Source organism: Amycolatopsis sp. VS8301801F10, assembly GCF_046195355.1.
Classification (GTDB): Bacteria; Actinomycetota; Actinomycetes; order Mycobacteriales; family Pseudonocardiaceae; genus Amycolatopsis.
This window is the reverse complement of the sequence record NZ_CP176065.1, coordinates 3,576,601-3,602,695: the sequence shown is the minus strand read 5'-3', so window position 1 is coordinate 3,602,695 and position 26,095 is coordinate 3,576,601. Positions and strand designations below refer to the sequence as shown.

General features: G+C 69.4%; 26 protein-coding genes. 8 read left to right on the top strand and 18 right to left on the bottom strand.

Annotation, left to right across the window (positions count from 1 at the left end):
* Nucleotides 1-101: 101 nt before the first annotated feature.
* Nucleotides 102-1,148: an alpha/beta fold hydrolase gene (locus F9C11_RS17165; protein WP_409185874.1), complete on the bottom strand. Its 1,047-nt coding sequence runs from the start codon at nt 1,146-1,148 to the stop codon at nt 102-104.
* Nucleotides 1,149-1,239: 91 nt separating this feature from the next.
* Entirely contained in the window at nt 1,240-3,951 is a 2,712-nt protein-coding gene (locus F9C11_RS17160; RefSeq protein WP_409185873.1) for an AAA family ATPase, read from the bottom strand.
* Nucleotides 3,952-4,078: 127 nt separating this feature from the next.
* Here F9C11_RS17160 and F9C11_RS17155 point away from each other — a divergent pair, with 127 nt between their 5' ends.
* The 4 genes from F9C11_RS17155 to F9C11_RS17140 all read left to right on the top strand — a co-directional run bounded on the left by F9C11_RS17155 (nt 4,079) and on the right by F9C11_RS17140 (nt 8,376).
* Complete coding sequence (locus F9C11_RS17155; protein WP_409185872.1) at nt 4,079-5,590, top strand: tannase/feruloyl esterase family alpha/beta hydrolase; 1,512 nt, start codon at nt 4,079-4,081, stop codon at nt 5,588-5,590.
* Between the two features lie 126 nt (nt 5,591-5,716).
* The gene (locus F9C11_RS17150; RefSeq protein ID WP_409185871.1) at nt 5,717-6,208 is read left to right on the top strand and encodes a DUF6130 family protein; all 492 of its coding nucleotides are present in this window, start codon (nt 5,717-5,719) and stop codon (nt 6,206-6,208) included.
* Between the two features lie 83 nt (nt 6,209-6,291).
* Nucleotides 6,292-7,215, top strand: coding sequence for a LysR substrate-binding domain-containing protein (locus F9C11_RS17145; protein ID WP_409185870.1), 924 nt, complete (start codon nt 6,292-6,294; stop codon nt 7,213-7,215).
* Between the two features lie 645 nt (nt 7,216-7,860).
* Nucleotides 7,861-8,376 carry an SRPBCC family protein gene (locus F9C11_RS17140; RefSeq protein WP_409185869.1) on the top strand — a complete coding sequence of 172 codons (516 nt, stop codon included), beginning with the start codon at nt 7,861-7,863 and terminating at the stop codon, nt 8,374-8,376.
* A gap of 19 nt (nt 8,377-8,395) precedes the next feature.
* On the opposite strand, the gene F9C11_RS17135 is transcribed toward F9C11_RS17140, so the two are convergent.
* Nucleotides 8,396-8,836 (bottom strand): hypothetical protein, encoded by a 441-nt coding sequence (locus F9C11_RS17135; RefSeq protein WP_409185868.1) that lies wholly within the window; start codon nt 8,834-8,836, stop codon nt 8,396-8,398.
* 356 nt (nt 8,837-9,192) lie between these two features.
* Here F9C11_RS17135 and F9C11_RS17130 point away from each other — a divergent pair, with 356 nt between their 5' ends.
* Nucleotides 9,193-9,765, top strand: a complete 573-nt coding sequence (locus tag F9C11_RS17130) for a hypothetical protein (protein ID WP_409185867.1) — start codon at nt 9,193-9,195, stop codon at nt 9,763-9,765.
* Between the two features lie 16 nt (nt 9,766-9,781).
* Here the strand turns inward: F9C11_RS17130 and F9C11_RS17125 are convergent, their stop codons facing one another.
* The 8 genes from F9C11_RS17125 to F9C11_RS17090 all read right to left on the bottom strand — a co-directional run bounded on the left by F9C11_RS17125 (nt 9,782) and on the right by F9C11_RS17090 (nt 16,671).
* A complete protein-coding gene (locus tag F9C11_RS17125; protein ID WP_409185866.1) occupies nt 9,782-10,243 on the bottom strand; it encodes a hypothetical protein in 462 nt (153 codons plus the stop codon).
* Between the two features lie 30 nt (nt 10,244-10,273).
* Nucleotides 10,274-10,609: a hypothetical protein gene (locus tag F9C11_RS17120; RefSeq protein ID WP_409185865.1), complete on the bottom strand. Its 336-nt coding sequence runs from the start codon at nt 10,607-10,609 to the stop codon at nt 10,274-10,276.
* A gap of 108 nt (nt 10,610-10,717) precedes the next feature.
* Nucleotides 10,718-12,229 carry a DHA2 family efflux MFS transporter permease subunit gene (locus tag F9C11_RS17115; protein WP_409185864.1) on the bottom strand — a complete coding sequence of 504 codons (1,512 nt, stop codon included), beginning with the start codon at nt 12,227-12,229 and terminating at the stop codon, nt 10,718-10,720.
* Nucleotides 12,230-12,258: 29 nt separating this feature from the next.
* The gene (locus F9C11_RS17110; RefSeq protein WP_409185863.1) at nt 12,259-13,161 is read right to left on the bottom strand and encodes an NADP-dependent oxidoreductase; all 903 of its coding nucleotides are present in this window, start codon (nt 13,159-13,161) and stop codon (nt 12,259-12,261) included.
* Nucleotides 13,162-13,653: 492 nt separating this feature from the next.
* A complete protein-coding gene (locus F9C11_RS17105; protein WP_409185862.1) occupies nt 13,654-14,370 on the bottom strand; it encodes a TetR/AcrR family transcriptional regulator in 717 nt (238 codons plus the stop codon).
* A gap of 59 nt (nt 14,371-14,429) precedes the next feature.
* Nucleotides 14,430-15,242 carry a class I SAM-dependent methyltransferase gene (locus F9C11_RS17100; RefSeq protein ID WP_409185861.1) on the bottom strand — a complete coding sequence of 271 codons (813 nt, stop codon included), beginning with the start codon at nt 15,240-15,242 and terminating at the stop codon, nt 14,430-14,432.
* A 9-nt stretch (nt 15,243-15,251) separates the two neighbouring features.
* Nucleotides 15,252-15,704, bottom strand: a complete 453-nt coding sequence (locus F9C11_RS17095; protein WP_409185860.1) for a GbsR/MarR family transcriptional regulator — start codon at nt 15,702-15,704, stop codon at nt 15,252-15,254.
* A gap of 34 nt (nt 15,705-15,738) precedes the next feature.
* The gene (locus tag F9C11_RS17090; protein ID WP_409185859.1) at nt 15,739-16,671 is read right to left on the bottom strand and encodes an alpha/beta hydrolase; all 933 of its coding nucleotides are present in this window, start codon (nt 16,669-16,671) and stop codon (nt 15,739-15,741) included.
* 105 nt (nt 16,672-16,776) lie between these two features.
* Between F9C11_RS17090 and F9C11_RS17085 the strand changes: the two genes are divergently transcribed.
* Nucleotides 16,777-17,115, top strand: a complete 339-nt coding sequence (locus tag F9C11_RS17085; RefSeq protein WP_409185858.1) for a PadR family transcriptional regulator — start codon at nt 16,777-16,779, stop codon at nt 17,113-17,115.
* Between the two features lie 257 nt (nt 17,116-17,372).
* Here the strand turns inward: F9C11_RS17085 and F9C11_RS17080 are convergent, their stop codons facing one another.
* The 3 genes from F9C11_RS17080 to F9C11_RS17070 all read right to left on the bottom strand — a co-directional run bounded on the left by F9C11_RS17080 (nt 17,373) and on the right by F9C11_RS17070 (nt 20,509).
* On the bottom strand, nt 17,373-18,971 hold the full coding sequence (locus F9C11_RS17080) for an ABC-F family ATP-binding cassette domain-containing protein (protein WP_409185857.1): 1,599 nt from the start codon (nt 18,969-18,971) through the stop codon (nt 17,373-17,375).
* 267 nt (nt 18,972-19,238) lie between these two features.
* Nucleotides 19,239-19,655 (bottom strand): Dabb family protein, encoded by a 417-nt coding sequence (locus tag F9C11_RS17075; RefSeq protein ID WP_409185856.1) that lies wholly within the window; start codon nt 19,653-19,655, stop codon nt 19,239-19,241.
* An 11-nt stretch (nt 19,656-19,666) separates the two neighbouring features.
* Complete coding sequence (locus F9C11_RS17070) at nt 19,667-20,509, bottom strand: SDR family oxidoreductase (protein WP_409185855.1); 843 nt, start codon at nt 20,507-20,509, stop codon at nt 19,667-19,669.
* 113 nt (nt 20,510-20,622) lie between these two features.
* Between F9C11_RS17070 and F9C11_RS17065 the strand changes: the two genes are divergently transcribed.
* Nucleotides 20,623-23,283: an AAA family ATPase gene (locus F9C11_RS17065; protein WP_409185854.1), complete on the top strand. Its 2,661-nt coding sequence runs from the start codon at nt 20,623-20,625 to the stop codon at nt 23,281-23,283.
* On the opposite strand, the gene F9C11_RS17060 is transcribed toward F9C11_RS17065, so the two are convergent.
* From F9C11_RS17060 to F9C11_RS17045, 4 genes are read right to left on the bottom strand one after another with little or no spacing between them, the layout of a single operon-like run.
* Nucleotides 23,280-23,555, bottom strand: a complete 276-nt coding sequence (locus tag F9C11_RS17060; protein WP_409185853.1) for a hypothetical protein — start codon at nt 23,553-23,555, stop codon at nt 23,280-23,282. The genes F9C11_RS17065 and F9C11_RS17060 overlap by 4 nt on opposite strands.
* Entirely contained in the window at nt 23,552-24,001 is a 450-nt protein-coding gene (locus F9C11_RS17055; RefSeq protein WP_409185852.1) for a hypothetical protein, read from the bottom strand. The genes F9C11_RS17060 and F9C11_RS17055 overlap by 4 nt, the downstream gene beginning before the upstream one ends.
* A complete protein-coding gene (locus F9C11_RS17050; protein WP_409185851.1) occupies nt 23,998-24,303 on the bottom strand; it encodes a hypothetical protein in 306 nt (101 codons plus the stop codon). Before F9C11_RS17050 ends, F9C11_RS17055 begins: the two co-directional genes overlap by 4 nt.
* Nucleotides 24,304-24,313: 10 nt before the next feature.
* Nucleotides 24,314-24,955 carry a DJ-1/PfpI family protein gene (locus tag F9C11_RS17045; protein ID WP_409185850.1) on the bottom strand — a complete coding sequence of 214 codons (642 nt, stop codon included), beginning with the start codon at nt 24,953-24,955 and terminating at the stop codon, nt 24,314-24,316.
* Nucleotides 24,956-25,077: 122 nt separating this feature from the next.
* On the opposite strand from F9C11_RS17045, the gene F9C11_RS17040 reads away from it, so the two are divergent.
* Nucleotides 25,078-26,037: a GlxA family transcriptional regulator gene (locus F9C11_RS17040; RefSeq protein WP_409185849.1), complete on the top strand. Its 960-nt coding sequence runs from the start codon at nt 25,078-25,080 to the stop codon at nt 26,035-26,037.
* Nucleotides 26,038-26,095: the final 58 nt, after the last annotated feature.

The window sequence follows — 26,095 nt, the reverse complement described above, 5'->3', positions numbered from 1 at the left end:
ACAGTCGCCGAAGCCGCCGTTTCCCGAACGGGCACAGCGGTTTCCGGCGAGAGGAGTGCATACCGTATCCGCTCCCGATCAAACCTCGATGAACCCGCGGATCACAGCTTCGCCGCGTCCACGATCGCCTGCGCGAACGGCCGCGGCGCCTCCTGCGGAACGTTGTGCCCGATCCCGTCGAGGATCCGGTGCTCATATTTTCCGGTGAACTTGGCGCGGTAGCCCTTGCCGTCCTTGGCCGCGCCGTCGAAATCGCTGGCCAACGTGATCGCAGGGACTCCGATGGTCGCCCCCGCGGCGAGTTTCTGTTCGTACGCCTCGTACTGCGGTTCTCCGGGGGCGAGGCTGAGCCGCCAGCGGTAGTTGTGGATGACGATCGCGACGTGGTCCGGATTGTCGAACGCGGCGGCGGTGCGGTCGTACGTCGCGTCGTCGAAGTGCCACGCCGGCGACGCCGTTTTCCAGATCAGTTTGTTGAAATCGTGCCGGTTCGCCGCATAGCCGGCGCGGCCGCGCTCGGTCGCGAAGTAATACTGGTACCACCAGCCCAGTTCGGCGGCCGGGGGCAGCGGCTGGAGGTTCGCCTTGAGGTTGGCGACGATGTACCCGCTGACCGGGACGACGGCCTGGCACCGCTCAGGCCACAACGCCGCGATCACCGCGGCCGTCCGGGAACCCCAGTCGTATCCGCCGAGAATCGCTTTGTCGATTTTCAACGTGTCCATCAGCGCGACGACGTCGAGCGCGATGGCCGTCTGCTGCCCGTTGCGGACTGTGCCGGCCGATTTGAACACCGTCGGACCGAACCCGCGCAGGAACGGAACGATCACCCGGAACCCTTGTGCGGCAAGCAATGGCGCGACATCGGCGTAGCTGTACGGGTCATAGGGCCAGCCGTGCAACAGCACCACCGGTTTGCCGTTCGCCGGGCCGAATTCGGCGTACGCCATGCTCACGAGACCGGCGTCGGCGTGCTTGATCGTGCCCAGCGAAGTGTGCTCGCCCGAGCCCGCCCGCAAATCGGCCCCAGCGGCGGTCCCGACCCCAGCGGCAGGTCCGACCCCAGGGGCAGGCGAGGAGCAGGCAGCGAGAGAGGTCGCCGCCACCCCGGCCGCGAACATCTGGGTGAATCGTCTCCTGCTGATCATCTGAACTCCTGTGCGCGAGACCGTGGGACAGCCTCGACGCTAAGGAGCCCGGCCGCCGCCCGCGCCCGTCGGATGACGCAACCGGCGTACGTCAGTCGCCGAGCGCCTTCACCGCATCGGCCAGCTCAGCACGGGAACTCACGCCGAGTTTGGGGAAGATCCGGTGCAGGTGGGTCCCGACGGTCCGGTGCGAAAGATAGAGCCGCTGCCCGATCTCCCGGTTCGTCAGCCCCTCGGCGGCCAGCTGCGCGATGCTCAGCTCGTGCGGCGTCAGCTTGTCGCGCGCGTCCGGGCTCCGGTTCGGGCTCGACTCCCCCGCGCTGCGCAACTCGCGCCGCGCCCGCTCGGCCCACGCCGTCAAGCCGAGCGCGTCGAAAGTCTCCCGCGCGGTGCGCAGGTGCGCCCGCGATTCGACGACCCGGCGCTGCCGCCGCAACCACTCTCCGAACGCCAGGTGGACCCGCCCGCGTTCGGCGGGCCATCCGCTCAAGTCCGCCCGCAAAGCCGTGGTGAACAGGTCTTCGGCGGACTCCTTCGGCGCGAGCACGGCCCGCGCGTACCGCAGCCCGATGTGCAACGCCGGCGCGGAGGTCGTGGTCGCCAACGGCTCCAGTCCGGCCAGGATTTCGCGCATCGCGTCGGTCTGCCCGGCCCGGACGGCGGCTTCGGTCAGCTCCGCGACGCAGTACGCGTGCAGGGCCAGCTGGCAAGCCGGATCGGCCGGGTCGAGCAAGCGGCGCAGGTCGGCGAACGCGTCCTCGTACCGGCCTTCGCTCACCGCGACGAGCCCGCGCGCGAGCTGGACCGTGGCCAGCACCGGCCGCGCACCGGCGGCGAGTCCAGCGCGTTCGGCCTGGTCAGCGAGGGTGCTGGCCTGTTTGTGGTCGCCGCGCAAGGCCGCGATCTCGGCTTGGACCGCCAGCGCCAGCCCGCCCATGAACGGCTGGCCGGTCTCCTGCGCGAGCCGGACCGCCTCCGCGGCCGACGGTGCGGCCCCGGCCAGGTCGCCGAGCCGGACCCGGCTCCACGCTTGAACCGCCAGGGCCCGCGGCAGCAACCCGAGCCTGCCTTGCGCCCGCAGGCCCGGCACCGCGGCCGTCGAGAAGCGGGCCGCCAGGTCGAACGCGCCGACCTGCAAGGACGCGCTGCCCAGGTACCGGTCGGTTTCCGGATCAGCCCCGGCCGCGCCGGCGAGGACGCGCAACTGTTCCAGCACCGCGGTGCCCCGCTCGAACGGCGCGACGTACGCGGCGACCGCGAGCAGGCGCGGATCGTCGTCCGGGATGGGCAGTTCGGCGGCGACGTCCAGCAGGGTCCGGCGGACCGGCTCGCCGGGTTCGGCCCAGAAACACCGCATCGCGGCACCCCACAGGATCCGCATCGCCGCGTCGTGCTGCCCGTCCGCGGCGACGGATCCGGCGAGCGCCGCCAGCTCCCCGATCCGGGCGGGGTCCTCGCGGACGCCGTCCTCGAATCCGCTGAGCAACTGGCTCGCGGTGGCCTTCCGGCGCGGGGAAAGCGGTCCGTTCCGGGCGTCGCGCACCAGACGTTCGGCAGTCTCGCGGCGACCGGTTTCCACCGCCAGCTCGGCGGCCCGCAGCAACCGGTCCGCCCGCGCGTCCGGGTCTTCGCTGAGCCGCGCCGCCTGCTCCAACGCGGCGATCGCGGCGGCGGCCCCGCCTCTCCGGCGAGCCCGATCGGCGGCGGATTCGAGGGCCGCCGCCACCGTTTCGTCCGGCCCGGAGGCCGCCCGGGCTTGGTGCCAGGCGTGCCGATCGGGCTGGTCACGCACCGTCTCGGCCAACGCGAGCTGCGCGCGCCGCCGGTCGCCGAGCGGCGCGGCGGCGGGAATGGCCGAACGCATCAGCGGATGCCGGAACCTCACGCAGCCGACCGCGAACTCGACCAGCCGGGCGTCGGCAGCGGGGCTGAGCACCTCGGGCGCCACCGGGCTGCCGAGGAAAACCCCGGTCGCGGCAAGGGTTTCGGCGAGCGAACCGGCCTCGTTGAGCGCCGCGATCAGCAGCGCGGCGCGGGTGGCCTCCGGCAGGGTCGCGACCCGGGAGGCGAACGTCCGCTCGAGGCGTTCGGTCAGCGGCAGGACCGGATCGAGCACGTCGAGGTCGGCGACCGCCGCCGGAAGCTCGGTCAGCGCGAGCGGATGGCCCGCGGACTCGGCGAGCAGCCGGGTGCGGACCATCGGGTCGAGGCGCGGCGCGACCGAGTCGAGCAATTCCGCGGCGGCGTCGTCGGGGAGGCGGTCGAGCGGCATCAGGGAGAGGCCGGCGTCGAGCAGCGGACCGGACGCGTCCCGGAGCGTCGCGATGAGCGCGACCGGTTCGGTTTCGATCCGCCGGGCGACGAAAGCCAGGACGTCGGCGCTGGCGCGGTCGAGCCAGTGAACGTCCTCGGCGAGCACCAGCACCGGCTTCGCGGAGGCGGTATCGGCGAGCAAGGTCAACGCGCCGAGGCCGACCAGGTACGCGCTGGGTTCCGGCCCGTCCGCGAGCCCGAGCGCGGTCTCCAGCGCCGTCCGTTGCGGCGCGGGCAACTCGGCCACGCCCGCGCGAACGGGGTGCAGCAGCTGGTGCAGCCCGGCGTAGGCGAGGTCCTGCTCAGCCTCGGCGCCGGTCGTGCGCAGCACTCGCGTCCCCGCGACCGAGGCAGCCTCGGCCGCCGCGGCGACGAGCGCGGACTTCCCGATCCCGGCCTCGCCCCGGAGGAGGACGCCGACACGTCCTTCCGGGCCGTCGACCAGCTCAGTCAGCTCCTTGAGCTCGGCGTCCCGTCCGTACAGCGTCATGGTCCTCCCCTAGCCACTGCCAGCGACGATACCGGGCGACGTACGGCTACGACGTCGTCCGACGGGCGCGGAGACGGTCGCGAGCGCCTTAGCTTCAGGCGAAAGCGACCCTCCACAAAGGAAAGCGATGAGACGTACTCTCTTGGCGTTGCCGCTCGCGGCGCTGCTGGCGACCACGGTCACCCAGCTCGCGCCCAGCGCCGCCGCGGCCGAAACGACCGCCTGCGCCACAGTTCCGGTCGCCGCGCCCAGCGGCGCGAAAATCGAATCGGTGCGGGCCGAGCCGAAGCCCGGCTATTGCGAAATCACCGTCACGCTCACCCATCCCGGGGCCAACGACCACGTCAAGGTCGCCGTGGCCTTGCCGCAAACCGGATGGACCGGACGGCTCCAAGCGGTCGGCGGAAGCGCGTACGCCGCCGGGGACTTCGGCGCACCGCTTGCCCAAGCCGCCAAGGACGGCTACGCCGGCGTGACCACCGACGCCGGGGTCGGCGCCGGATTGGACACCTCGTGGGCGCTGACCGCGCCCGGCAAGGTCAACCGGCCGCTGCTGACGAACTTCGCCACCCGCTCGGTGCACGAGGCCGCGCTGGTCGGCAAGGACGTCGCCCAGCGGTTCTACCAGCGGCCGGTGACCTATTCGTACTGGAACGGCTGCTCGACCGGCGGCCGCCAGGGCTACTCCGAGGCGCAGAACTACCCCGGCGACTTCGACGGCATCCTGGCGAACGCGCCCGCGGTCCACTGGACGCAGTTCGCGGTCGCGACGCTCTGGCCGCAGATCGTGATGAACCAGGAGCACGACTTCCCGAGCGCCTGCGTCTTCACCGCGTTCCGGCAGGCCGCGATCAAGGCGTGCGACGCGAACGACGGCGTCCGGAACGGCATCGTCGACCGGCCGGACGAATGCAGCTACGACCCGCGGTCCCTGATCGGCACGAAGGTTCTCTGCGCCGGCGAGGAAATCGCCGTCACGGCCAAGGACGCCGACGTCATGCGCAAGATCTGGGCCGGGCCGACCGACGAACGCGGCCGGAAGCTGTGGGACGGGCTCCCGAAGGGCGCCGATTTCGCGTGGCTGGCCGGAACCGGCGACAGCCCGTACGCCACCGGGTTCCCGGTCGCGGTCAAATGGGTGCAGTCGTTCGTGGCCAAACAGGCTGATTTCGACGTTTCGAAGCTCAGCTACGCGCAGTTCGCCCAGGTGTTCCGGCAGTCGGTGCGGGAGTACGACGACGTCATCGGCACCGCCGGCCCGGACCTGTCGGCCTTCCGCCGGACCGGCGGGAAACTGCTGACCTTCGTCGGTTCGGACGACCAGCTCATCCCGCCCGGCGGCACCCTGCGCTACCGCACCGAGGTCGAACGGGCGATGGGCGGCCCCCACCGGGTGAACGACTTCTACCGGCTGTTCCTGGCCCCCGGCGTCGAACACTGCGGCGGCGGGACGGGCGCGGCACCGGTCAACCCGCTCGGCGCGCTCGTCGACTGGGTCGAACACGGCAAGGCGCCGGCCACCTTGCCTGCCGCGACCGCGGACGGGAAGCAGACCCGCGACCTGTGCGCGTACCCGCGGGTTTCGCGGTACCGGGGCTACGGCGACCCGGCCGTGACGTCCAGCTACCGCTGCCGCTGACCTGTGCCGTGCGTGCCGACCCCAGCGGCACGCACGGCACTTCCCTTACGACTTCCCTTATGACGTACAGCAATGCGGTCAGCCGACCGACGCGAAGCTGATCAACAGCGGCCTAGTTTTCGTTCCATGGCTCATTTTCTTCGCACCGCGATCCTCGGCTCGGTTGTCTTGCTGGCGACGGCTTGCTCCGCTTCTGCCGCACCTCCTCCTGCCTCGCCCCCGGTGCCCGCCGCGCCTCCCGCCGCGGCCTCGGGATGGCCGCCCGCACCGGTCGTACCGCTGCCGTCCCAGCCGCCGCCCGCGCTCGTCGTCGACGCACCGCTGCCGGAACAGCTCGCGAAAGGCCTCGTCGTCCTGCGCTACCGGGCGGAAAATCTGCGCATCGTCCCGGTCTACGGCCCGGCCGCGCTCGACGTTTCCCCGCGCCTCGGCCACATCCACGTCACGGTGGACGACGCGCCCTGGCACTGGGCCGACGGCAGCGGCGAACCGCTGATCATCCAGTCCCTGCCGCCCGGCCCGCACAAGGTGTGGATCGGGCTGGCCGACCCGACGCACAAGGTGCTGGACAGCAAAACCGTCAGTTTCGTCGTGCCGCCGGGCGGCCAGCACCACTGAGCGGACCGGCAGAATCGAGCGCATGACCCGACCGCGCCGATCTCGTCGACGGCAGACTCAAGCTCCGGCATCTGCGTTACGCGGTGGCCATCGCCGAACACGGCTCGCTGGTCGCCGCAGGCGAGCGGATGCACGTCACCCAGCCGGTACTGACCCGCGGGCTGCGCGAACTCGAGTCGATCCTCGGGGTCGAACTGTTCGAGCGCGGCCCGCGGGGAACGACGCCGACCCTGTTCGGCGAGGTGTTCGTCGACCACGCCAAGGCGGTGCTCGCCGAGCTTCGCCGGGCGGGGCGGCATCTCGAAGAACTGGTCGACGGGCACGCCGGCACCGTCACGATCGGCATCTTCCTCGCCGGCGCGAGCGTGCTGCTGCCCCGCGCGGCCGCGCGGGTGAAAGCCGTCGCGCCGGACCTGACCGTCGGCATCCGGCACGGCGGCCCGGAAGCGCTATACGAGGCGCTGCTCGCCGGCGACGTCGACCTTGTCGTCGGCACGCTCGAACCGGCGAACAACGACCGGCTGCGCCAGCACCACCTCTACTACGAGCCCGCACGCGTGGTGGCGCGCAGCCAGCATCCCGCGCACCAGCGGCCGGGAGTGACACTCGCCGACCTGGTCGGCGAGCTCTGGTCGCTGCCGCCCGCGGACAACCCGCAGCGGCGGCAACTGGAGGAACACCTCCTGAGCCGCGGCCTCCCGACCCCGGCCAACCGCATCGAATGCGGTTCGTTCCTCGCCGTGCGCGCCATCGCGCTGGAGACCGACACCCTGGTCGTGATGCCGCAGCTGGTCGCCGAGACCGAACCGGGTCTGGCCGTGCTGCCGATCGACCTCCGGCATCGTGGAATCGGTCGGCGTCACGCTGCCCGCGGGCAGGCAGCTCACCCCGACGATGCTGCTCGTGATGCGAAAACTGGACGAGGTGGCGGCCGAGATCCGGGCGGCGAGCACCGGCTATGCCCCACCGGCATAGCGGAGCACCAACGCGGCATTGGACGGGCATGACCACGACTTCTAGCGTGCGAATCATGGAAATGAATTCCCCGTGCTGCACTCCTTCCGGTTCCGGTTCTGGTTCGGCGGCCGTTTCCGGTTCGGTGGCCGGTTCCGGCTCGGCGGCCGGTTCTGGTTCGGTGGCCGTTTCCAGTTAGGCGGCCGGTTCCGGCTCGGCGGCCGGTTCTGGTTCGGTGGCCGTTTCCAGTTAGGCGGCCGGTTCCGGCTCGGCGGCCGGTTCTGGTTCGGTGGCCGTTTCCAGTTAGGCGGCCGGTTCCGGCTCGGCGGCCGGTTCTGGTTCGGTGGCCGTTTCAGGTTCGGCGGCCGGTTCCAGCAGCCAGCGGAAGTTTCCGGCCGGTCGGCGATTCCGTCAGCCCCGCGCCCCTGTTTCGGCACATACCTGCTCGCCTTTTTCGCCCCCCCGCGCCCGGCAGGTGCGGATCACCGGACTGACCCAGTCAGCGACCGCCCTCGGGAACAACGGCGGCTTCATGCGCTGCTCAGCCGATCACCACCACGTGCTGCCTCGGCCGCCGTCGCGCTTCTTCTGATATCTCAAAAGACCCGGCCGGATATTTCAGCGAGCAATCGACTGCGACCTCGGCGCGCGCATGTCCGGACAGCATTCCCCAGACACCCTCGAAAAGGAGAGAAATCGTGACAACCGCCCTGTACGTCCCGCAGATTCCGGACAGCCTCAACATCCGCTTCGTCGAAAACCGCATCGTGGTCAACCGGCCGGTGCAGGAGGTCTACGACTGGGCGACCACCTGGCCGAACCTGCCGAAGTGGCTCCCGATGGCGTCCGGAACCGAAGTCCGCCGCGGCACGGCGGACGTCCCCGCGGAACTCGGCGACGTACTGCTCGAAACCATCGTTCCGGACCTGAACGAAAAGCCGAAGCTGTACAGCGTCGTCGCGCGGGTCCCGGGCAAACTCTGGACGGTGGCCGGCCGCGACGTGCTCGACGACGGGACCCTGGTGCCGTCGCTGTACGCGATCGCCACCTTCACCACCTTCGACCTCGGCGACGGCACGACTTTGTTCTGCCGCCTGTTCGAGCGCCTGGTCCCGCCCACCGAACCGGCCGGCGCGCACCCGGTCGAGGATCCAGCACGCATTCAGCCCGGACTGGAACTGCTCAAGGCACACCTCGAGGGCACCGCCGAGTAAGCCCCGCGGCCGGCCTCCCTTACCGCGTGACAGTGACCGTCGGCCCTTCCAACGTCTCGTACGAGTAATTGTCCCCGACGAACTGGTGCTCGATTACATACTGGCCGGCCTGCGCGTTGGCGAAAACCGCGATGGAGAAGGTGAAGGTTTTGCTGCCGTTGAGCGGTACGTCGCCCACGTCGTAGCGAATGGTGTTCCCGGCCTGATAGCACAGCGCGCAGGTGCTGACGTCCAGAAGCTGATTGATCGCCCCGTTCGCCACGCCCAGACCAAGTTTTCCGCCTTTCAGCGGATCAGCGTCCGCGTTCGACAGGGTCACCGAGAAGGTCAGGGCCGCCCCGGGCGCGACCGTGGCCGGGGTAATGCTCACCGCACTCGACGGCGCCGGATCGGCGCTCGCGGACGTGCTGATCGCCAACAAGCCAAGAGCACACAAAGCCGCGACAATGATTTTTCTCATGACAGCTGATCACCCACTCCATGCTCGGCACCACACAAGAAAGGAATTGACCCGCCTCGGCCGGTTTCGCGCTCGCACCGCCATTCGGAGCACGCTGCTCATTCTTTCGGCCGCACCGCATTTCGTCGATTTCCGACCGGATTGACCGAGAACGGGGATTACAACCTCCTTCTGGGCCAGACCCCCGACAGGCCGACGTAAACCCGGAAAGGATAGCGGGAATCAAGCCCGTCGCGCGAGAACTGTTTCGCCGATCGCCGCTATCGTGGGAGACCAGTCGGCGAAAGGGCTAACCTGATCGCGGGGACGGCAGCAGCACCCGATCCGAACGGCCCCGCTGATCAGCCAGCGGGACAGTGCGGATCTCCCATCGGGACGCGAGCACCTACGTCCTGCCCGAGCTCGACGCCCCGGTCCTCCGTTCAATCGCGCTCGAGCACGAACTCCTCGGCGCGTCCGGCCTGCTGGCGAACGGCTTCGAGGACGAAGACAGCAGCGCGATGCTCTTCCTAGACATCACCGACGGCACCGTGATATCTCAGGCCCGCGTGCACGATCCACCGTCGCGGGACTTGGCGAATTCCTCACCGGCGAGCAGGATTACGGAATCTTCCGCGCAATACGACCGCGCCGGAAACGCCGGACCGCACTGGCCCAACCACGCTTTGCTGCCCATCAATCGACACGGCGGCATTCGGTGTCCCGAATCCGAAAACATCCGCCAATCGCGCTCTCGATTCCACAGTCTGACCGAAAACGCCCCCTACTCCGCGAACCGCTGTTGCGCGATCCCTACACCACGCAACCGGCGCTGGACCGCGACGGCACGGCCGTTTTCGGGACAAAAGGACGGAGGCACAAGTCAGCAACCAGCCCGAACGACGAACAGTCCCCGCGCGACGGCGGCCATCTCAACGCCAACCCCGTGAGATACCAGCAACACCGTCACCGCACCACAACGTAACCTCCCCCAACCCGCGCCGCAGCAAGATCGGCGTGCGTGGAGGTACTGGTCAGAAACCGGCCCTGGACGACGCGCACCCATGAGCCATCCAGAGGAAAGACGAGCACCAGCTTCGTCCCGTCAGTTCCGCGCACCATCGCGCCCTTCCGCAAGTTTCCGAGAAACTCGATGACATCGCGCTCGATCTCCTCCGCGAAATCCCGGTACTTGGCCTGCGAGATGTCATACAGATCCGTGTCTATGGCGTAAGTGGTCCGCTTGCCGGTCGCCGGGTCCCAGGCTTCGAACTCCATCCCGAGCCAGCGCCGCGGATCGACGATCACCGTGGCCTGCCACGTCAACCCGCTGAGTTGCCATCTCACCGAGGCGTCGTCGGCGACCACCGTCCACGGGGTGGTTGTCCGCAGTTCGCGGAGAAATGCAAGAAGCCCTTGGCCGGTCACGCGGCCCAGTCTATGCCGCGGACCTCCGAATCAGCGGACGGTGAACGGCAAGATCGAATAGGAATGCTGGCAGTCCAGCGCCACCCAGTAATTCCCGTTCCCCGCCGGAGTCACGTCCGGCCGGACACTCGCCTGCGCGGTGCCGACATAGGTGGGCGGGTTCGTCGGGAACCCGGTGAGCACGTTCGACCACAGCTGGCGTACTGGCCCGTCGTCCTTGCTGCACTGCCAGCTCATCGTCACCGTATCGCCAGGTGCGCCCGAGGTCGGATCGAGAGTCAGCTGCGAGGTGGCTGACGCGGGCGCCGCCGTCCCGATTCCCGCCAGCCCCAGTATTCCCAGCAAGACAATTGCCCTACGAATCATGACCCCTCCCCAGGTTTTGAACTCCTCACGATAGAACCTCGCGCTTCCGGCTGTCCAGGCGTCTGCCAGGAGGCGGAATTGCCATACCACCGGGCTGGCGTTCGTGTCTCAACCGACCGCCGTGTCATGTTCAGCGGCCACCGACAATGGGCCGCTCCGGAACAGCAGTGCGGCCAGTGCCGCGCTGCCGAGGAAAACCGCCGCCGCGATCCAGAACACCAGGTGGTATCCGGCGAAGGTCGCCGCGGCGAGGGTCTCCGGGCCAGTCGCCGGATGAGTGGCCAGGTATCCGGCGACCGCGGACGTCGTGAGGGAGCTGAATACCGCGGTCCCGATGGAGCCGCCGATTTGCTGGGCCGTCGTCACGAGCGCGGACGCCACCCCGGCGTCGTGCGGCTGGACACCGCTGGTCGCCGCGTTCTGAACCGGGCCGAAGATGAAGCCGAAGCCCACGCCGGTGACCAGCAGGGCGGGCAGGATGTTCGCCGCGTAGCTCGAATCCGCGCCCAGTCCGGTGAGCAGGGCCATGCCAGCCGCGGCGAGGAGGCAGCCCAGCGGAACGATCGGCCGAGGCCCCCAGCGCGGCAGGAGCACCGCCCCGGAGAACACCGCTCCCGCCATGACCAGGCCGATCATCGGCAGGAACGCCACACCGGTCTGCAGCGGACTGAATCCCAGCGTGTTCGCGAGATAGAACGTGAGGAAGAGGAAGACCGCGAACATCCCGGTCCCGGTGATGCCCAGGGTCAGGTACGCCGCGCCGCGGACCCGGTCGAGGAGCACCCGCAGCGGCAGCAGCGGATGCGCGGTGCGGCGTTCGATGACCACGAAGGCGGCGATGAGCACGACGCCCGCGAGCACCGGACCGAGCGTCCGGATGTCGTGCCAGCCGTTTCTTTCCGCGGTACCGAGCCCGAACACGATCCCGATCAGGCCGGCCACGACGGCGGCCGTGCCCGCGACGTCGGGACGCACCCGCTGAGTCCGATCACCGTCGCGCAAAAGGATTAGCCCGCCGACGAACGCGACCGCCGCGATGATCAGGTTGACGTAGAGGCACCATCGCCACGACAGGCCCTGCGTGAGGACGCCGCCCAGCAGCAATCCCACTGCACCACCCGCACCCGAGATCGCGCCGAAAATGCCGAACGCACGGCCACGTTCCTTCGGGTCGTCGGCAAAAGTGATGGACAGCAAGGACAACGCGGCTGGTGCCAGCATCGCGGCGAACGCGCCTTGACCGATGCGTGCGGCCAGCAGCGTCGCGAAATTCCCGGCGGCACCACCGACCGCGGAGGCGAGCGCGAACCCGCCAACGCCGATGAGGAACAGCCGCTTCCGTCCAAAGTAGTCAGCGAGCCGTCCGCCGAGGAGCAGGAGACTGCCGAACGCGAGCGCGTAGCCGGTCAGCACCCATTGCCGGTAATCGGCGGGAAATCCGAGATCGTGCTGCGCGCTCGGAAGGGCGATGTTGACGATGGTGGAATCGAGAATGTCCATCAGCTGGGCGAGGCTCAGCACGACGAGCGTCAGCCAGCGATGCTTGTGGCGCACGGCGTTTCCGGGCGCGCTTCGAGGAGCCGACTGGGCGATCCCAGCCGGCGAAAGGTCAGAATTCATGGAGTTCTTTCGTTCGAGTGAGAGGCCCGTCAACCGGGCAGCAGGACAAGCTTTCCGCGCACGCGGCCCGATTCGCCGACCCGGTGCGCTTCCGCGACCTCGGTCAGCGGGAACGTCCGCCCGACCGGCAGCGTGAACTTCCCGGCTTCGACCAGTTCGCCGAGTTGAGATATCACATACAGCGCGTGCCCGCCGTCGCCGCGGCTGAACCGCACGCCGTACTGCTCGGTGCCGGCGAAATCGGCGATAGTGAGGACGTGGTCCGCGCCGCCGGCGAGCTGGATCAGCTCCGGCAAGACGCCGCTCCCCGCGACGTCCAAGGCCAAGTCGACGCCATCGGGCGCGAGCGCGCGGACCCGATCTGACATACCAGGGCCGTAGGCAACGGGCTCGGCACCGAGCGAGCGCAGAAAGTCATGCGTGGCAAGGCTTCCGGTGCCGACCACGCGCGCACCCCGGGCCACGGCAAGCTGAACCGCGGCACTGCCCACACTGCCGGAAGCACCGTTGACGAGCACCGTGACACCGCCGCCGACACCGAGTTGGTCGAGCGCACGCGCCGCAGTCTCCGTTGCGGCGGGCAATGCGGCGGCTTCCGCGAAACTGAGCGACGGCGGGATGGGCGCGTAGCAGGACAGCACGGCCAATTCCGCTTGTGCGCCACTGGAAGCGGTGAAACCGAACACGCGGTCGCCGATCTCGGCATCCGTCACGCCCTCGCCGAGTTCGTCCACGATGCCCGCTGCTTCGTGCCCCATCGCCTGCGGGAGTTCCTGATCGATCAGGCCCTGCCGCTTCTTCCAGTCGCTCGCGTTGATTCCCGCCGCACGCACGGAAATCCGGACCTGACCGGGCCCCGGACGCGGATCCGGGACCTCGGCGAGTTCGAGGACTTCCGGGCCGCCGAACCTGCTGAATCGGACCGATTTCATGAGGCAATCCCTTCCCGGTCCGAGACCGAGGATCGAAGCGGCAGGCACGGGAATCGCGACCAGCCCACCCGTTCGCGGGGCAGCGCGACGGAAGACCGTGAGGTCGCCTTCTCTCGTGCCGCGGACCCGGCCGGGAGCGGACGTCGCCACTGGGCACCGAGCCGCGGTGAAGGCACCTGCCGGTCCGGTTGAACGCAGGCCCGTGATGTACGAACACCGTTCTATCAACGAACAGTGTTCCTGTCAAGGCGCGCGAAGTCCACCGCGGGGAGATTTCAGCTAGACACACGACCGACCGGAGGGCTCTGACCTGGGCTTACTCACCCCGAGGGCCTGCCAGCAGGTGGGAGCTTGCCGGGGGCCAGGCTGGCAGCCGAGTACTGGCCAGCGCTCATCCGAGGCCGAACCGCTGATATCCGTCAGGCGGTGCGCTGGCATGGCAGACGGCAGCGGCTGATCGCCTCACAACGCGTCCGGCCGCCGGGCACCGACCTACCGACGGGCCAGCCCGTCGATCATCACCTCGAGCGCGAAGTCGAACCGGTCGTGCCCCTCACCGGCAGTCAGCTCGGCGGCATGGCTTGCGGTATAAGGAAATTCCTCCGCGGGCAGCGAAGCGAGACGACGCCGCATCTCCTCCCTCCCCACAATCCACACGGCATCCTTCTCCTCCACCCGCCGGCGCACGATCGACGTCTCGAGGCAGTAGGCGGCCACATAGAGCAGGAGCGAATCCACGCCCCAAGCCGCGGCCTGCGCCGGGACGCCGCCGTTCAGCAGGATCGCCAGCATGCCCTCGGTGAGCCGCGCCGTGTCGAGGTCGGTGGGCGCCACCGCGAACGCGGCGCCGGAGATCCCGGGGTAGGCCAGGTACAGGTCGCGCAACTGGACGCACACGTCGCGAATCTGCTCGCGCCAGTTCGCGGGATCCGGTTCCGGCAGGGCGATTTTCGCGCTCAGCCGCGCGATGAGCAGCTCGTCGAGATCGGTTTTGTTGACCACGTGCGCGTAAAGCGAAGCGGGACCGGTGTTCAGCGCGTCGGCCACGCGGCGCATGGACAACGCCTCGTACCCCTCGGCGGCGATGATCGCCAACGCGGCGTCGACAACCTGCTCCACGGTGATCGGCACCGTGCGCCGCCGGGGTTTCGGGCTGGTTCCGGGCTTCGGCGGCTGATGCCGTGCCGCACGCCGCTGCTTGGGGTCCACCGGCCCACCTTATCCCGGGACGGCAGCCGTTCGTTCGCCGAACACCGTTCGGCCGGAGGCTAGAACCGGTACCGAAGCACCCGGGTGCCCTGCCTGGACAACCAGGCGCTGCACCCCATCGCCCGGGTCATCGCCCGCAGCGGCTGCGGGAACTCGCGGACTTCCGGAGCGCGGGTCAGCAGCTGCTCGTCGGCCAGGGTCAGCCCGGCCTGCCAGGCCTCGGGCTCGCGTGCGTCGTCGAACCCTTGCGCGGCGCTGATTCCGATGGCCTTGATCGCCGGGTGGTACTTCATCGACCAGGCGGCGAACCGGGTGTAGCCGTTGAGCGCCAGCTCCCCGGTGCGGAAGTGCTCGGTCAGCTGCCGCGTCAGCCGCTGGAACGCGGCACCGGGCAGGAAGGGCAGGACGCCCTCGGCGACGATCATGGCCGGCCGGTCGCGCGGCAGCGGATCGAGCCAGCCGGACGTGGTCAGATCAGCACCTACCCGGTGAGATATCTCAGGCAGGAACTGGGATCGCAGCGCGACGACGTCGGGAAAATCGACGTCGTACCAGTCGATGCCGCCAGGCAGGTCACAACGCAGCGCCCGGGTGTCGAGGCCGCACCCGAGGTCGAGCACGACCGCGTCGGGATGCGCCGCGGCGAACGCCCGGACCGCTTCGTCGAGTTTCTTGGCCCGCAGGGCGGTTCCGCAGACGAGGCTGGGTTTGACCTTGAGCCGGGCGAAGTCGTAGTCGATCCGCTCGGCGATCCGGGCCGAATGAAGGTCGCCGAGGATCGGCCGCGGCGACCGGGCGTCCAGGGCCCTGGCGTGAAGGGTGAGCAACAGGGTTTCCCGGAGCGGGTCCAGGTCGGGACGCAGGCGTGGCACGAGAAGTCCTTACGTTTTCAGGGGGTGGCGCGCGGCGAGGTCGCGCAGCCAGGTCAGCGACCGCTGCGCGGCGCGGATGCGTTCGGTGTTCGGGCCGCCCCCGGCGAGTTTCATGCCCTCGTCGGCGATGTCCCCGAAGGCGCCGAGGCTGTCGAGCTTGCGCTGGACCACCTTGTGCCAGGCATCGTCCTCGATGCGGTAGTACGTGGTGCGGTCGCCGGGGACGCGGACCTTGCGGACGAGCCCGATCGTGGTCAGGAAGCGCATGTTCGACGTCAGCGAGGCGCGGCTGGCCTGGATCGCGTCGGCGATCCGGCCCGCGGACTGCTCGGGCGGATCGCAGATCATCAGCAGGCCGAGGATGCGCCCGGTGATCGGCGGGAGCGCCCATTCCTCCACACAGAACGTCGCCACCCGCTCGACCCACTGCAGCACCTCGGCCTGCTTGTCCTCATTGGACATCGCGCGTCCTCCTCGACCTGCTCTCCGGCAGCTGTCACTCTGTCATGGCAGCCCCCGCACCCGGGAAAGGCACCGGGGTGACGCCGGGCTGCGGCGCCTTGCGCAGGTGCTGATCGAACCAGTCCACGGCCAGCGCCATCGCCTCCTCCAGGCCCGGTCCGGTGTAGAGGCCGAGCACGTCGTAGGGCAGCACCTCGAGCCGTTTCGGCTCGCCTGCCTTGGCGAACGCACTCTGCGCCTCGTCGAGCAGGTGGTAGGGATCCCAGCCGCCGTTGGCGATCATCAACAGCGGGGTCGGGGCCAGCCGGTGGATGAGCTGCTCCGGCGCGAAGGTGAGCAGATGCTCGGTCGAGTCGAGGGTTTTTTCGTTGCGGTAGGAAGGAAACATCTGCGCGGCGACGTCCGGCGCGTCCCGCACGCTGTCCCCCAGCTTCAGGTGCGGGACTCTCGCGCTTGCCCCGCCCTCGTAGCGCCGCTGCCAGTCCGCGTCGAGCTGATCGCGCATCGCGCGCACCCCCGCCCAGCCGGCGAGCCGTTCCAGATACCGCCACCCGTTCCACACGCTGGGGCTCTGCACGACGACACACTTGGCGCGCCGGTCGAGCACGGCGGCCTGCACCGCGACCGAACCGCCGATGCTGACACCCCACAGCCCAATCCGTGCCATATCAACTTCCGGCCGCTGCTGTAGGCAGGAGATCGCACTGCGGAAATCCTCCGCCTGCCGTTCCGGGTAGTCCTGTCCCCGCGGCTCCCCCTCGCTGCCGCCGACCGTGCGGTAATCGATCGCCAGCACGGCGAACCCGGCGCGCACGAAGTACGGCGCGAAGACCGCCAGCGCCTCCTTGACCATCACCCCGCTGTGCCCGAGCACCAGACCCGGCACCGGGCCGTCGGCGTCCGGCAGATACAGGTCACCGGCACACCAGGTGCCGAGACTGTTGAACCTCACCTGTTCGGAATCCATTGCCGCCCCCTTCTTGCTAGTTATTTCAGTCTGCACTGAAATAACTAGCATCGTCAATACGCCAGACTGGCCGCCATATACAGCTCGCCGGTATATGCTGCCGAGGTGAACGACAGTGCTCTGCGCGAGCCGACCTTCCTGATCCTCACCGCGCTCGCCGCCCAGCCGCAGCACGGGTACGGCGTGCTCCGCGATGTCGAGACGATCTCCGACGGCCAGGTCAAGCTGCGAGCGGGCACGTTGTACGCCGCGCTGGACCGGCTTCACGCGGAGGGCTGGGTCGAGGTGGACCGCGAGGAGGTCGTGGACAGCAGGCTGCGCCGCTACTACCGGTTGAGCGAACCGGGAGCCGCGCGACTGGCCGCCGAAATCCAGCGACGGAACCGCCACACCACGGTCGCCGAGCTACGGCTTCAGCTCCGCAACGGGGGTAAACGGGCTTAAGCCCCCGCAGCCGCCGGGTCCTGCCCCACGTGCGCATCGAGCTGTGCACGGCGAAGAGGTTCTGGGCGCATCAGCGCACCGGCGGATCTCCGACTGTTCGAGGCCGCAGAACACGCGGAGCGGCCAGGAAGCGGGTTTCACCATCGGCGCGGGCGGCCCGGTATTCAGCACGATCGCCAATCCCAAGGCGCGACGGGATTCACTGCCGCGTTGATCGCGGCGGAAGCTGGCACGCTCCCGCCGCGATCCGCAGACCGCTACCCCGCCACGGTCTCCTCCACTGTGGACCCGAGCCGCACCCACCTCGTCGCCCCGATGGTGTGCAGGAACGGGAGGTCGTGGCTGACCACCACGAGGGCGCCAGCGTACGACTTCAGCGCCTGTGCCAGCTGCCGGACGCTGGCCAGGTCCAGATTGTTCGTCGGCTCGTCCAGCAACAGCAATTGCGGCGCTGGTTCCGCCAGAAGCAGCGTCGCCAGCGTTGCCCGGAAACGCTCGCCTCCGGAAAGGCTTCCGGCTGGCTGGTCCGCCCGGCTGCCGCGCACCAGGAATCGCGCGAGTTGAGCTCGGATCTCGTTGTCCGACGCGGAGGGCGCGGCGCGGGCCACGTTCTGCGCGACGGACAGCGTGTCGTCCAGCAGGTCGAGCCGTTGCGGCAACCAGCGCACCGGCACCGGGACTTTCACCGTCCCGGATCGCGGCTCGATCGCCCCGGTGATCGTCTGCAGCAGCGTGGTTTTGCCGGAACCATTGAGACCGACCACTGCGACCCGCTCCGGCCCGCGCAGTGCGAAATCCACCGCGAGGCCGTTCCGAAGCTCCACATCGGACAGAGTGAGCACTTCTTTCCCGGACGCCACCGAGGTTTCCGGCAGTTCGATCCGGATCTCGTCGTCGGTGCGGACCGCGTCCTCCGCCTCCTTCACTCGGTCCTTGGCCGCCGCCACCTTGCCGAGGTGCATCGTGCGGTGCTTGCCCGCGGCGATTTCCGCGTCCTCCTGCCGCTTGCGCATCCGCACCTTGGGCTCGCGCTTGTTTTCCCACTGCTTCCGGCCGTACCGGGCGCGCCGGTCCAGTTTCGTCCGCGCCTCGGCCAGCTCCCGTTTCTGCCGCTTGAGATCCGACTCCGCGGCCCGCAGCAGGCGCGAAGCCGCCTCCTGCTGGACGGCCACCGCCGCCTCGTAATCGTCCAGATCGCCGCCGTAGAAGGTCACCTCCCCGGAGCGGAGATCGCCGATCCGGTCGACGTGCCGCAGCAACTCGCGGTCGTGAGATACCAGGACCAGCACTCCTTTCCACGTCCGGACCGCCTCGCCGACCAGCCGCCGGGCCCGCAGGTCCAGGTTGTTGGTCGGCTCGTCGAGCACGAGCACGTCCGGTTGCCGCAGGAACTGCGCGGCGAGGCCGAGCAGGATCAGTTCACCGCCGGACAGCTCCCCCGCCCGCGCGTCCGGGGCGACGTGCGCGAGGCCGAGCCGATCGAGGGTCGCGCGGGTGCGTTCCTCGACGTCCCACTGCTCGCCGATGGTCGCGAAATGGCGTTCGTCGGCCTCCCCGCGTTCGATCGCGGCGAGCGCGGACCGGATCTCCGCCACGCCCAGCACCTCGTCGACCCGGCGTTCGGCGTCGAGAATCAGGTTTTGCGGCAGATAACCGAGTTCGCCGGACACGCTGATCGAGCCCGAGGCCGGCCGCAGTTCGCCGCAGAGCAGCCGGAGCAGGGTCGATTTCCCGGAACCGTTCACTCCGATCAGCCCGGTGCGGCCCTCGCCGATCGCCAGGGAAAACCGATCGAACACGACCTCGCCGTCCGGCCAGGCAAAGCTGAGGTCCGAGCACACGATGGACGAAGACACAGGCGTACCTCCCCGTTCGCGGATGGGACAAGAACGTGGGGACACCGCGGCGGAACCGGCGAGCACGGGACGGATTCAGGATGCCGTCCTCCGAGGCCAGACGCGCGACGGGCGGAAGAACCCGAGATCGCGGTGTCTCTACACCTCAGAAGATCAATGCACCTTCTCCGATGAACGGCAACAACGGAGAAGAGCGTACCCAACAGACCCTGCTGCGCCAACGAATTAACACAGCGGGCGCGGTACCCGGACCGCGCCCGCTGACCGTCACCCGCCGTGTTTCCCCGGCGCCGCGCTGCCGGTGTACTCGGCGAGGCCGGAGATGAGGTCCGCGATGTCCGGCACGTTCTCGAACCGGGTCCGGTGCACGTCGGCGATCTTCGCGCCGATCTCCGGGTCCGGGTCGTCGGTGATGTCGGACGACATGAACTCCTCCACCAGCGGAAGCCCGACCCGGTCCAGTTCGAGGTGCGCGGGATGGTTCATGTACTCCGCGTATCCCTCGATGTCCTCGAGCACCAGGACGGCGCCCAATTCGTATTTCCCGCCGAAATCACGGCCGACGACGCGCGCCTTGATCGCCGGGATCGCGGCGAACAGTTCGTTCATTTTCGCGACGACAGCGGTCTTTTCCTCCGGCGTGACCTCAGGTTTGAGCGCGAACCGAATGCTGTGGTAGATCATCGGATTTCCTTTCAGAGAGCCGCGAACGCGGCGGCGTAGTCCCGGGCGAACTCGGTGAGATCACGGGCAGGTCGTCCGGTCAGCTCGGCGACGGAGGTGTGCACCTCCGCGGCCTCGCCCCGGGAGTAGTGGGCGTAGTCCTCGACCAGACCGTCGATCTGCCACGACGGGAGCAGCCCGGTCAGCGCGGCGGCGAACTGGTCGGCGGGCGCGTCGTGGAAGGCGATGTCCCGTCCGGTGACGGCGGAGAGCGCGTCGGCGATCTGGGCGTGGGTCACGGCGCGCGGGCCGGTCAGGGTGTAGGTGCGGCCGGAGTGGCCGGTGCTGGTTAATACGGCAGCGGCGGCAGCTGAGATATCTCTGGTGTCGATGGCGCTGACGGCCGCGTCGCCGATGGGCGCGGCGAAGAATCCCTGCGCGATGGTGGCGGAGAAGTTGAGCAACGCCTGCAGGTAGAGGTTGGGCCGGAGCACGGTGTAGTCGAGCCCGAGTTTCGCGACGTGCGCCTCGACTTCGGCGTGCCAGCGCAGGAAGCGCACCGGCGAATCGGCCCGGGCCGCGTACTGGGAGAGCAGCACGAGCCGGTTGACCCCGGCGTCGCGGGCCAGGTTCGCGAACCGGATCTGCAGCTCGGCGGCGTCGGGGGCCGAAGGGCTGTTCAGGAAGACCGCGTCGACGCCCTTCAGGGCCGCGGCGATCGAGGCTGGGTCCCGCAGGTCGGCGACGACGGTCTCGACGCCGTCGACGGGACGGCCCCGCGTCATGGCGCGGACGGTGCTGCCGCGGGCTTGCAGGGCGGGAATCAGCGCAGACCCGACGGTCCCGGTAGCCCCGGTGACAAGCACTGTGTCCATTGTGGAATTTCCTTTCCTCGGGTGGCCTGCCACCACCATCGCCCTGACCTCCCACCGCTCGCGTCGGCGACTATCACCTACTTCGCCTACGCACCTGCCCTAAGGTTCGGACCATGCCCACGACGTCCTCCCTCATCGGCCGGCACGACGAGATCGACCGCCTCCTCGCGCTGGTCCGTGCGGCGGAACAGGGCGAGGGCGGCGTCCTCGTCCTGCGCGGCGAGCCGGGCATCGGCAAGAGCGCGCTGCTGGACCACGTCGAGCAGGCGGCCGAGGGGTTTCAGCGCATCCGCGCGTCCGGGTCGGAGTTCGAGGGCGAGCTGCCGTTCGCGGCGCTGCACCAGCTGTGCGTTCCAGTGCTCGCGCACCTGGAGACCCTGTCGACGCCCTACCGCGACTCCCTCCTGGTCGCGTTCGGGCTGGCCGACGGCGCGCCGGACCCGTTCCGCGTCGGCCTCGCCGCGCTCGAACTGCTGGCCACCGCGGCCGCGGAACGCCCGATGCTGTGTGTGATCGACGACGCACATTGGCTGGACGCCGCCTCGGCGCGCGCGTTGACTTTCCTGGCCAGGCGCATCTCGGCCGAACCGATCGCGATGGTGTTCGCCGCCCGCGACCAGGACCCGGTCCCCGGCCTGGACGAGCTGCCCGGACTGACCGTCGGCGGGCTGAGCGACGCGGACGCGCGCGCCCTGCTGGCCGGGGAGAAGACCGGGACGCTCGACGAACGGGTGCGCGATCGCCTCCTCGCCGAGGCGCGCGGCAACCCGCTCGCCCTGATCGAACTGCCGAAAGCAGGCGGTTTCGCGCTGCCGACGCCGTCGCCGATCGCGAGCCGGATCGAGCGGAGTTTCCTCGCGAGAATGGCGGAGCTTCCCTCGGACGCGCGGGAGCTGCTGATCCTCGCCAGCGCCGATCCCACCGGCGACCCCGGCCTGCTGTGGGCGGCCGCCGGGCGGCTGGACCTCGACGTGTCCGCGGCGAGCGCCGCCGCCGAGGCGTCCGGGCTGATCCAGTTCGACACGCGGGCGCGCTTCTGCCATCCGCTGGCGCGCTCGGCCGCTTACCGCGCGGCTGAGCCGAAACAGCGGCGAGCGGCGCATCGTGCGCTAGCCGATTCGACCGACCCGGACACCGCTGGCGACCGGCGCGCCTGGCACCGCGCGCAGGCCACCGCCGGGCCGGACGAGGAGGTCGCGGCGGAGCTGGAAGTGTCGGCGTCCCGCGCGCAGGCCCGGGGTGGCGTCGCGGCCGCCGCCGCGTTTCTCGAACGCGCCGCCGCGCTGTCGCTCGACCACGGCAAGCAGGTCGAACGCACGCTCGCAGCCGCCCGGGCGACGCTCGCCGCGGGCCGGACCGAAGCCGCGGCTGACCTCCTGACCAGCATCGACGCCTCGACTTTGGCGGTCCCGCAACGGGCCTCCGTCGACCTGCTGCGCGGGCAGATCGCCTTCGTCCAGGGCGCGGACGGGGCGGTTCGCGGGCCGGAGATCATCCTGGGGGCCGCGCAGCAGCTCGCCGCCAGCGACCCGGAACGGTCGCGCGAGTTCTTGGTGGCGGCGCTGGAGATGGGGCTCGTCGTCGGGAGGGCCGCGGGAGTGCTGGACCGGGTGCTCGCCGCCGCGCCCCCGGCCGGACCCGCGGATCTCCTCGCCGCGCTCGTGCGATTGACCGCCGAAGGACCTCGCGCCGGGGTGCCGGCCATCCGGCAGGCCCTCGCCGGCGATGACTGGACCCGCACACCCGCACTGGCTGCCGTGCTAGCGGGCGAGCTGTGGGATCTCAGCCTGCACCGGACGATCGTCGACTGGCTGACGCGGACCGGACAGTCGACCGGCTCGCCGATGACCGTCCGGCTCGGTCTGTCGCAGGCGGCGATCCACGCGGTGCTCACCGGGAACTTCGGGCAGGCAATGGCCGCGATCGCCGAGGAAGAAGCCATCGCCGACGCACTCGGCGACCCTCCCCAGCTCTACCCGCGCGTGCACCTGGCGGCGATGCGCGGACGCCGGCAGGAGGTGCTCGACCTGTTCGCCGAGGCCACGAGCCGCCGCACCGGCCAGCTGACCGCGAACGCCCACTGGGCGACGGCCGTGCTGTACAACGGCCTCGGCGACTACCCGGCTGCTCTCGCGGCCGCGACGCAAGCAGTGGCGAGCGGTGATCTCTTCCTCGCCGGCATCGCCTTGCCCGAGCAAATCGAGGCCGCCGTGCGATGCGGGGAGGACGCCGTCGCTCGGTCCGCGTTGGAAGACCTGGTCGAGCGCACGGAACCCGCCGGCACCGACTTCGCACTCGGCGTCGCGGCTGGCGCGCGGGCGATGGTCCACGACGCCGAGGACGAGTACGTCGCGGCGCTGTCGTACTTGACCGGTACTCCGCTTTCCGTGCAGACCGCGCGGGCGCACCTGCGGTACGGGGAATGGCTGCGCCGCGCTGGCCGCCGCCGGGATGCGCGCGAACATCTGCGTACCGCGCATGAGCAGCTGTCGGAGATCGGAATGGAGGCGTTCACCCGGCGGGCGGCCGACGAGCTGCGCGCTACCGGGGAGGTGGCGCGCAGCCGATCGGCGCATACCTATGACCGGCTGACCATGCAGGAGATGCACATCGCGCGCGAGGTCGCCGCTGGGGCCACGTCGAAGGAGGTGGCTACGCGGCTGTTCCTCAGCCCTCGGACGGTGGATGCCCATCTGCGTAATATCTTTCGGAAGCTCGGTATCACGTCACGGAGGCAGCTCAGAGATATGCCTGATCTTCGGGACCCGAGCTAGGCGCCTCCTGCCGACGGCGTTCTCCGAGGCGAAGCTGCCCGCGCCGAGAGAAGCCCGCCGATTCCCGGGATCAACGCCAGCAGCCACACTCGATGCCGGCCTTCCATCACGAGTACGGCACCGATCACCGTCCCCATGTAAGCCAGCCCGTGAATCGGGCCCAGCACCCCCGAAACCGTCGGCTGATGCACAGTCACCACATTTCCCAGCATCAGCACCAGCGTGACCAATTCCACCGCGCCGATGATTTCCAAAATCCGTCGCGGGCTCACAATCCCACCCCCGTCGTCGAGCCGGGACGGTAGATCATCAAAACGACGACCGCCGCCCACAGCAGGTTGAAAATTCCGGTCGTCATTCCCAGCCGGACGGTCACCGGCCGGTCAGAACCGAGCGCGTCGACGACGCGTTTCTGCCCGGGCAGGATCAACCCGACCAGAATTCCCGCGGCGGCGACGGTCAGGACCAGCGAGACGATCAGCCACGCGTCCCCCAGCACCCCGATCCGCGCACCGGTCGCGAGGCCGAAGACCGGGACCAGGACCCCGATCACCGCGTAAACCCGGGTGGTCCGGTGGAGAACCTGCAGCGTCGCGGCCTTCTTCGGGTCGTCGGAAGCGAGCCGGGCGGCGCTCGGGAACATGCTCGCGGCGACGGCGACCGGCCCGATCGCGAGAATGGCCGCCAGGACGTGCACCGACAAAAGAAAAGCGTTCACGCGGAGATCCGTTCACCCGTCACGCTGGTGCGCGGAAGCCGTCCGGCGCGGGATTCGCCGGAAAGGGAGTCGCCGTGCACGGTGACGGCGTAGTCGAGATTGAGCCGCATCGGCCGGGTGATGCGTTGCCGCCAGGTGAATCGGTCGCCGGAGGCCGCGAGTTCGGTGAGCGGCGTGGTTTCCCCGAAGCCGCTCGCGCTGCCCTGGAGCACGCCGTCCGTTTCTTCGAAAGTGTAAGTGGCTTCCATGGTGCCGATCGGGGTTTTCATCCGCAGCAGCCAGGTTCCGACAATGGTGTTCATTCTTTCCCTTTCAGTGCGCGGCTTTCCAGGTGGTGCCGCGCCGTTCGTACTCGAAAAGCTCCTCGACGGCGTGTGCGGTGTGCGAGCCGAAATCGCGCTCCAGCACGTAAAGCGCCACATCGAGACCGGAAGTGACCCCGCCGCCGCTGATGAGGTCTCCGTCGTCCACGACGCGGGCGCGGACGGCGTTCGTTCCGGTGGCCTCGAGCAGGTCGATGCCGAGCACATGCGTCGTCGCGGTACGGCCCTCGAGCAGACCCGCCATCGCCAGTGCGAGCGAACCCCCGCAGATGGTCACGACCGTGCTGTCCGGATTGTCGAACGCGCGCCGCAGCAACGGCATCGCGTCCCCCGACGCGAAGCGCGACAACAGGACGGGGATGGTCTCGACGCCCGTGTCCGGGTCGCCGTCCACCGGGCCGGCCGCGCCGGGGACGAGGACATAGCCGGACGCGTCGGGGTCGAACGCGGCGGTCGCGGTCAGGGTGAGCCCGGGGTTGCCGGAGCGCACGACGCCGGGACCGTCCGCGCTCACGAGTTCGACGGCGAGCTTGCCGCCGAGGAACCCGCTTCCGGCCGACAGCACCTCGAACGGCGCGACGACGTCGAGCGGGTCGAACCCGTCGAAGAGGACGAACTGGGCCCGAAGCATGAGTGGTTCCTTTCGATGGACGCTTTCGTCCATCGAAGCCCGTCGGCGATGATCTTCCCAGTGGCTATCTGGACAACTTCCACTCAGATCTGGCCACGCCACCGATGCCTTATCCTGCAGGTATGTACACCACGGTGGTGCTTGCCCTGCCGGACTCGATCGCCTTCGATCTGGCCACGCCAATCGAGACCTTCGGGCGGGTCCGGCTCCCCGACGGCCGCCCGGGGTACCGGACGCTCGTCGCCGGTCCGGCGCGCGACGTCGAGGCGGGCCCGCTGCGCCTGGCGGTCGACGAAGGCCTGGACGCCCTCCACCGCGCCGACCTCATCGTGGTGCCCGGACGCAACAACCCGCTGGCCCCGACGGCGCCGGAAGTCCTGGACGCGTTGCGCGCGGCGGCCGACCGCGGCACGCGCATCGCGTCGATCTGCGTCGGGGCGTTCACTCTCGCCGAAGCGGGATTGCTCGACGGCCGCGACGCGACAACGCATTGGCTGGCCGCCGACGGATTCAAAAAGAAATACCCGGCAGTCCGGATGAATCCCGACGTGCTTTACACCGACAACGGGAAAATCCTCACCTCCGCGGGCGCGGTCGCCGGAATTGATCTGTGCCTGCACATCGTCCAGAACGATTACGGAACCGCCGTCGCGGCCGACGCCGCCCGCCTCGCCGTCGCGCCATTGCACCGGCCCGGCGGACAGGCGCAATACCTCGTCCGCAATCGCCCGCCCAGCCGCGCGACCGCACTCGGCCAGATACTGCCGTGGATCGAGGAAAACGCCTACCGCGACCTCGCTCTCGCGGACATCGCCGACGCGGCCGGACTGAGCGTGCGCACGCTGACCAGGCGATTCAAGGACGAAACCGGGCAAAGCCCGATGCAATGGGTGGCCGGAGTGCGCATCCGGCAGGCCCAGGAACTGCTCGAAACCACCGATCACACCGTCGACCGGATCGCCGCGCAGACCGGATTCCCGACGACGAGCAACTTCCGTTCCCAGTTCTGCCAGGTCGTCGGGGTGCCGCCGGGCGCTTACCGGAAAGCGTTCCGGCCGGGGCCGCGCGGAGCAGCCCATTAGGCCGGCTTATCGAATGCGATGCCGGTCTTCTTGCCGAAAAACCTGACCCTTCTCTAGT

What these genes read in the sequence shown, in the direction of transcription:
- F9C11_RS17165 (WP_409185874.1), bottom strand. Translation starts at nt 1,148, where the DNA reads ATGATCAGCAGGAGACGATTCACCCAGATGTTCGCGGCCGGGGTGGCG.
- F9C11_RS17160 (WP_409185873.1), bottom strand. Translation starts at nt 3,951, where the DNA reads ATGACGCTGTACGGACGGGACGCCGAGCTCAAGGAGCTGACTGAGCTG.
- F9C11_RS17155 (WP_409185872.1), top strand. Translation starts at nt 4,079, where the DNA reads ATGAGACGTACTCTCTTGGCGTTGCCGCTCGCGGCGCTGCTGGCGACC.
- F9C11_RS17150 (WP_409185871.1), top strand. Translation starts at nt 5,717, where the DNA reads ATGGCTCATTTTCTTCGCACCGCGATCCTCGGCTCGGTTGTCTTGCTG.
- F9C11_RS17135 (WP_409185868.1), bottom strand. Translation starts at nt 8,836, where the DNA reads ATGAGAAAAATCATTGTCGCGGCTTTGTGTGCTCTTGGCTTGTTGGCG.
- F9C11_RS17120 (WP_409185865.1), bottom strand. Translation starts at nt 10,609, where the DNA reads ATGATTCGTAGGGCAATTGTCTTGCTGGGAATACTGGGGCTGGCGGGA.
- F9C11_RS17115 (WP_409185864.1), bottom strand. Translation starts at nt 12,229, where the DNA reads ATGAATTCTGACCTTTCGCCGGCTGGGATCGCCCAGTCGGCTCCTCGA.
- F9C11_RS17110 (WP_409185863.1), bottom strand. Translation starts at nt 13,161, where the DNA reads ATGAAATCGGTCCGATTCAGCAGGTTCGGCGGCCCGGAAGTCCTCGAA.
- F9C11_RS17095 (WP_409185860.1), bottom strand. Translation starts at nt 15,704, where the DNA reads ATGTCCAATGAGGACAAGCAGGCCGAGGTGCTGCAGTGGGTCGAGCGG.
- F9C11_RS17090 (WP_409185859.1), bottom strand. Translation starts at nt 16,671, where the DNA reads ATGGATTCCGAACAGGTGAGGTTCAACAGTCTCGGCACCTGGTGTGCC.
- F9C11_RS17075 (WP_409185856.1), bottom strand. Translation starts at nt 19,655, where the DNA reads ATGATCTACCACAGCATTCGGTTCGCGCTCAAACCTGAGGTCACGCCG.
- F9C11_RS17070 (WP_409185855.1), bottom strand. Translation starts at nt 20,509, where the DNA reads ATGGACACAGTGCTTGTCACCGGGGCTACCGGGACCGTCGGGTCTGCG.
- F9C11_RS17065 (WP_409185854.1), top strand. Translation starts at nt 20,623, where the DNA reads ATGCCCACGACGTCCTCCCTCATCGGCCGGCACGACGAGATCGACCGC.
- F9C11_RS17050 (WP_409185851.1), bottom strand. Translation starts at nt 24,303, where the DNA reads ATGAACACCATTGTCGGAACCTGGCTGCTGCGGATGAAAACCCCGATC.
- F9C11_RS17045 (WP_409185850.1), bottom strand. Translation starts at nt 24,955, where the DNA reads ATGCTTCGGGCCCAGTTCGTCCTCTTCGACGGGTTCGACCCGCTCGAC.
- F9C11_RS17040 (WP_409185849.1), top strand. Translation starts at nt 25,078, where the DNA reads ATGTACACCACGGTGGTGCTTGCCCTGCCGGACTCGATCGCCTTCGAT.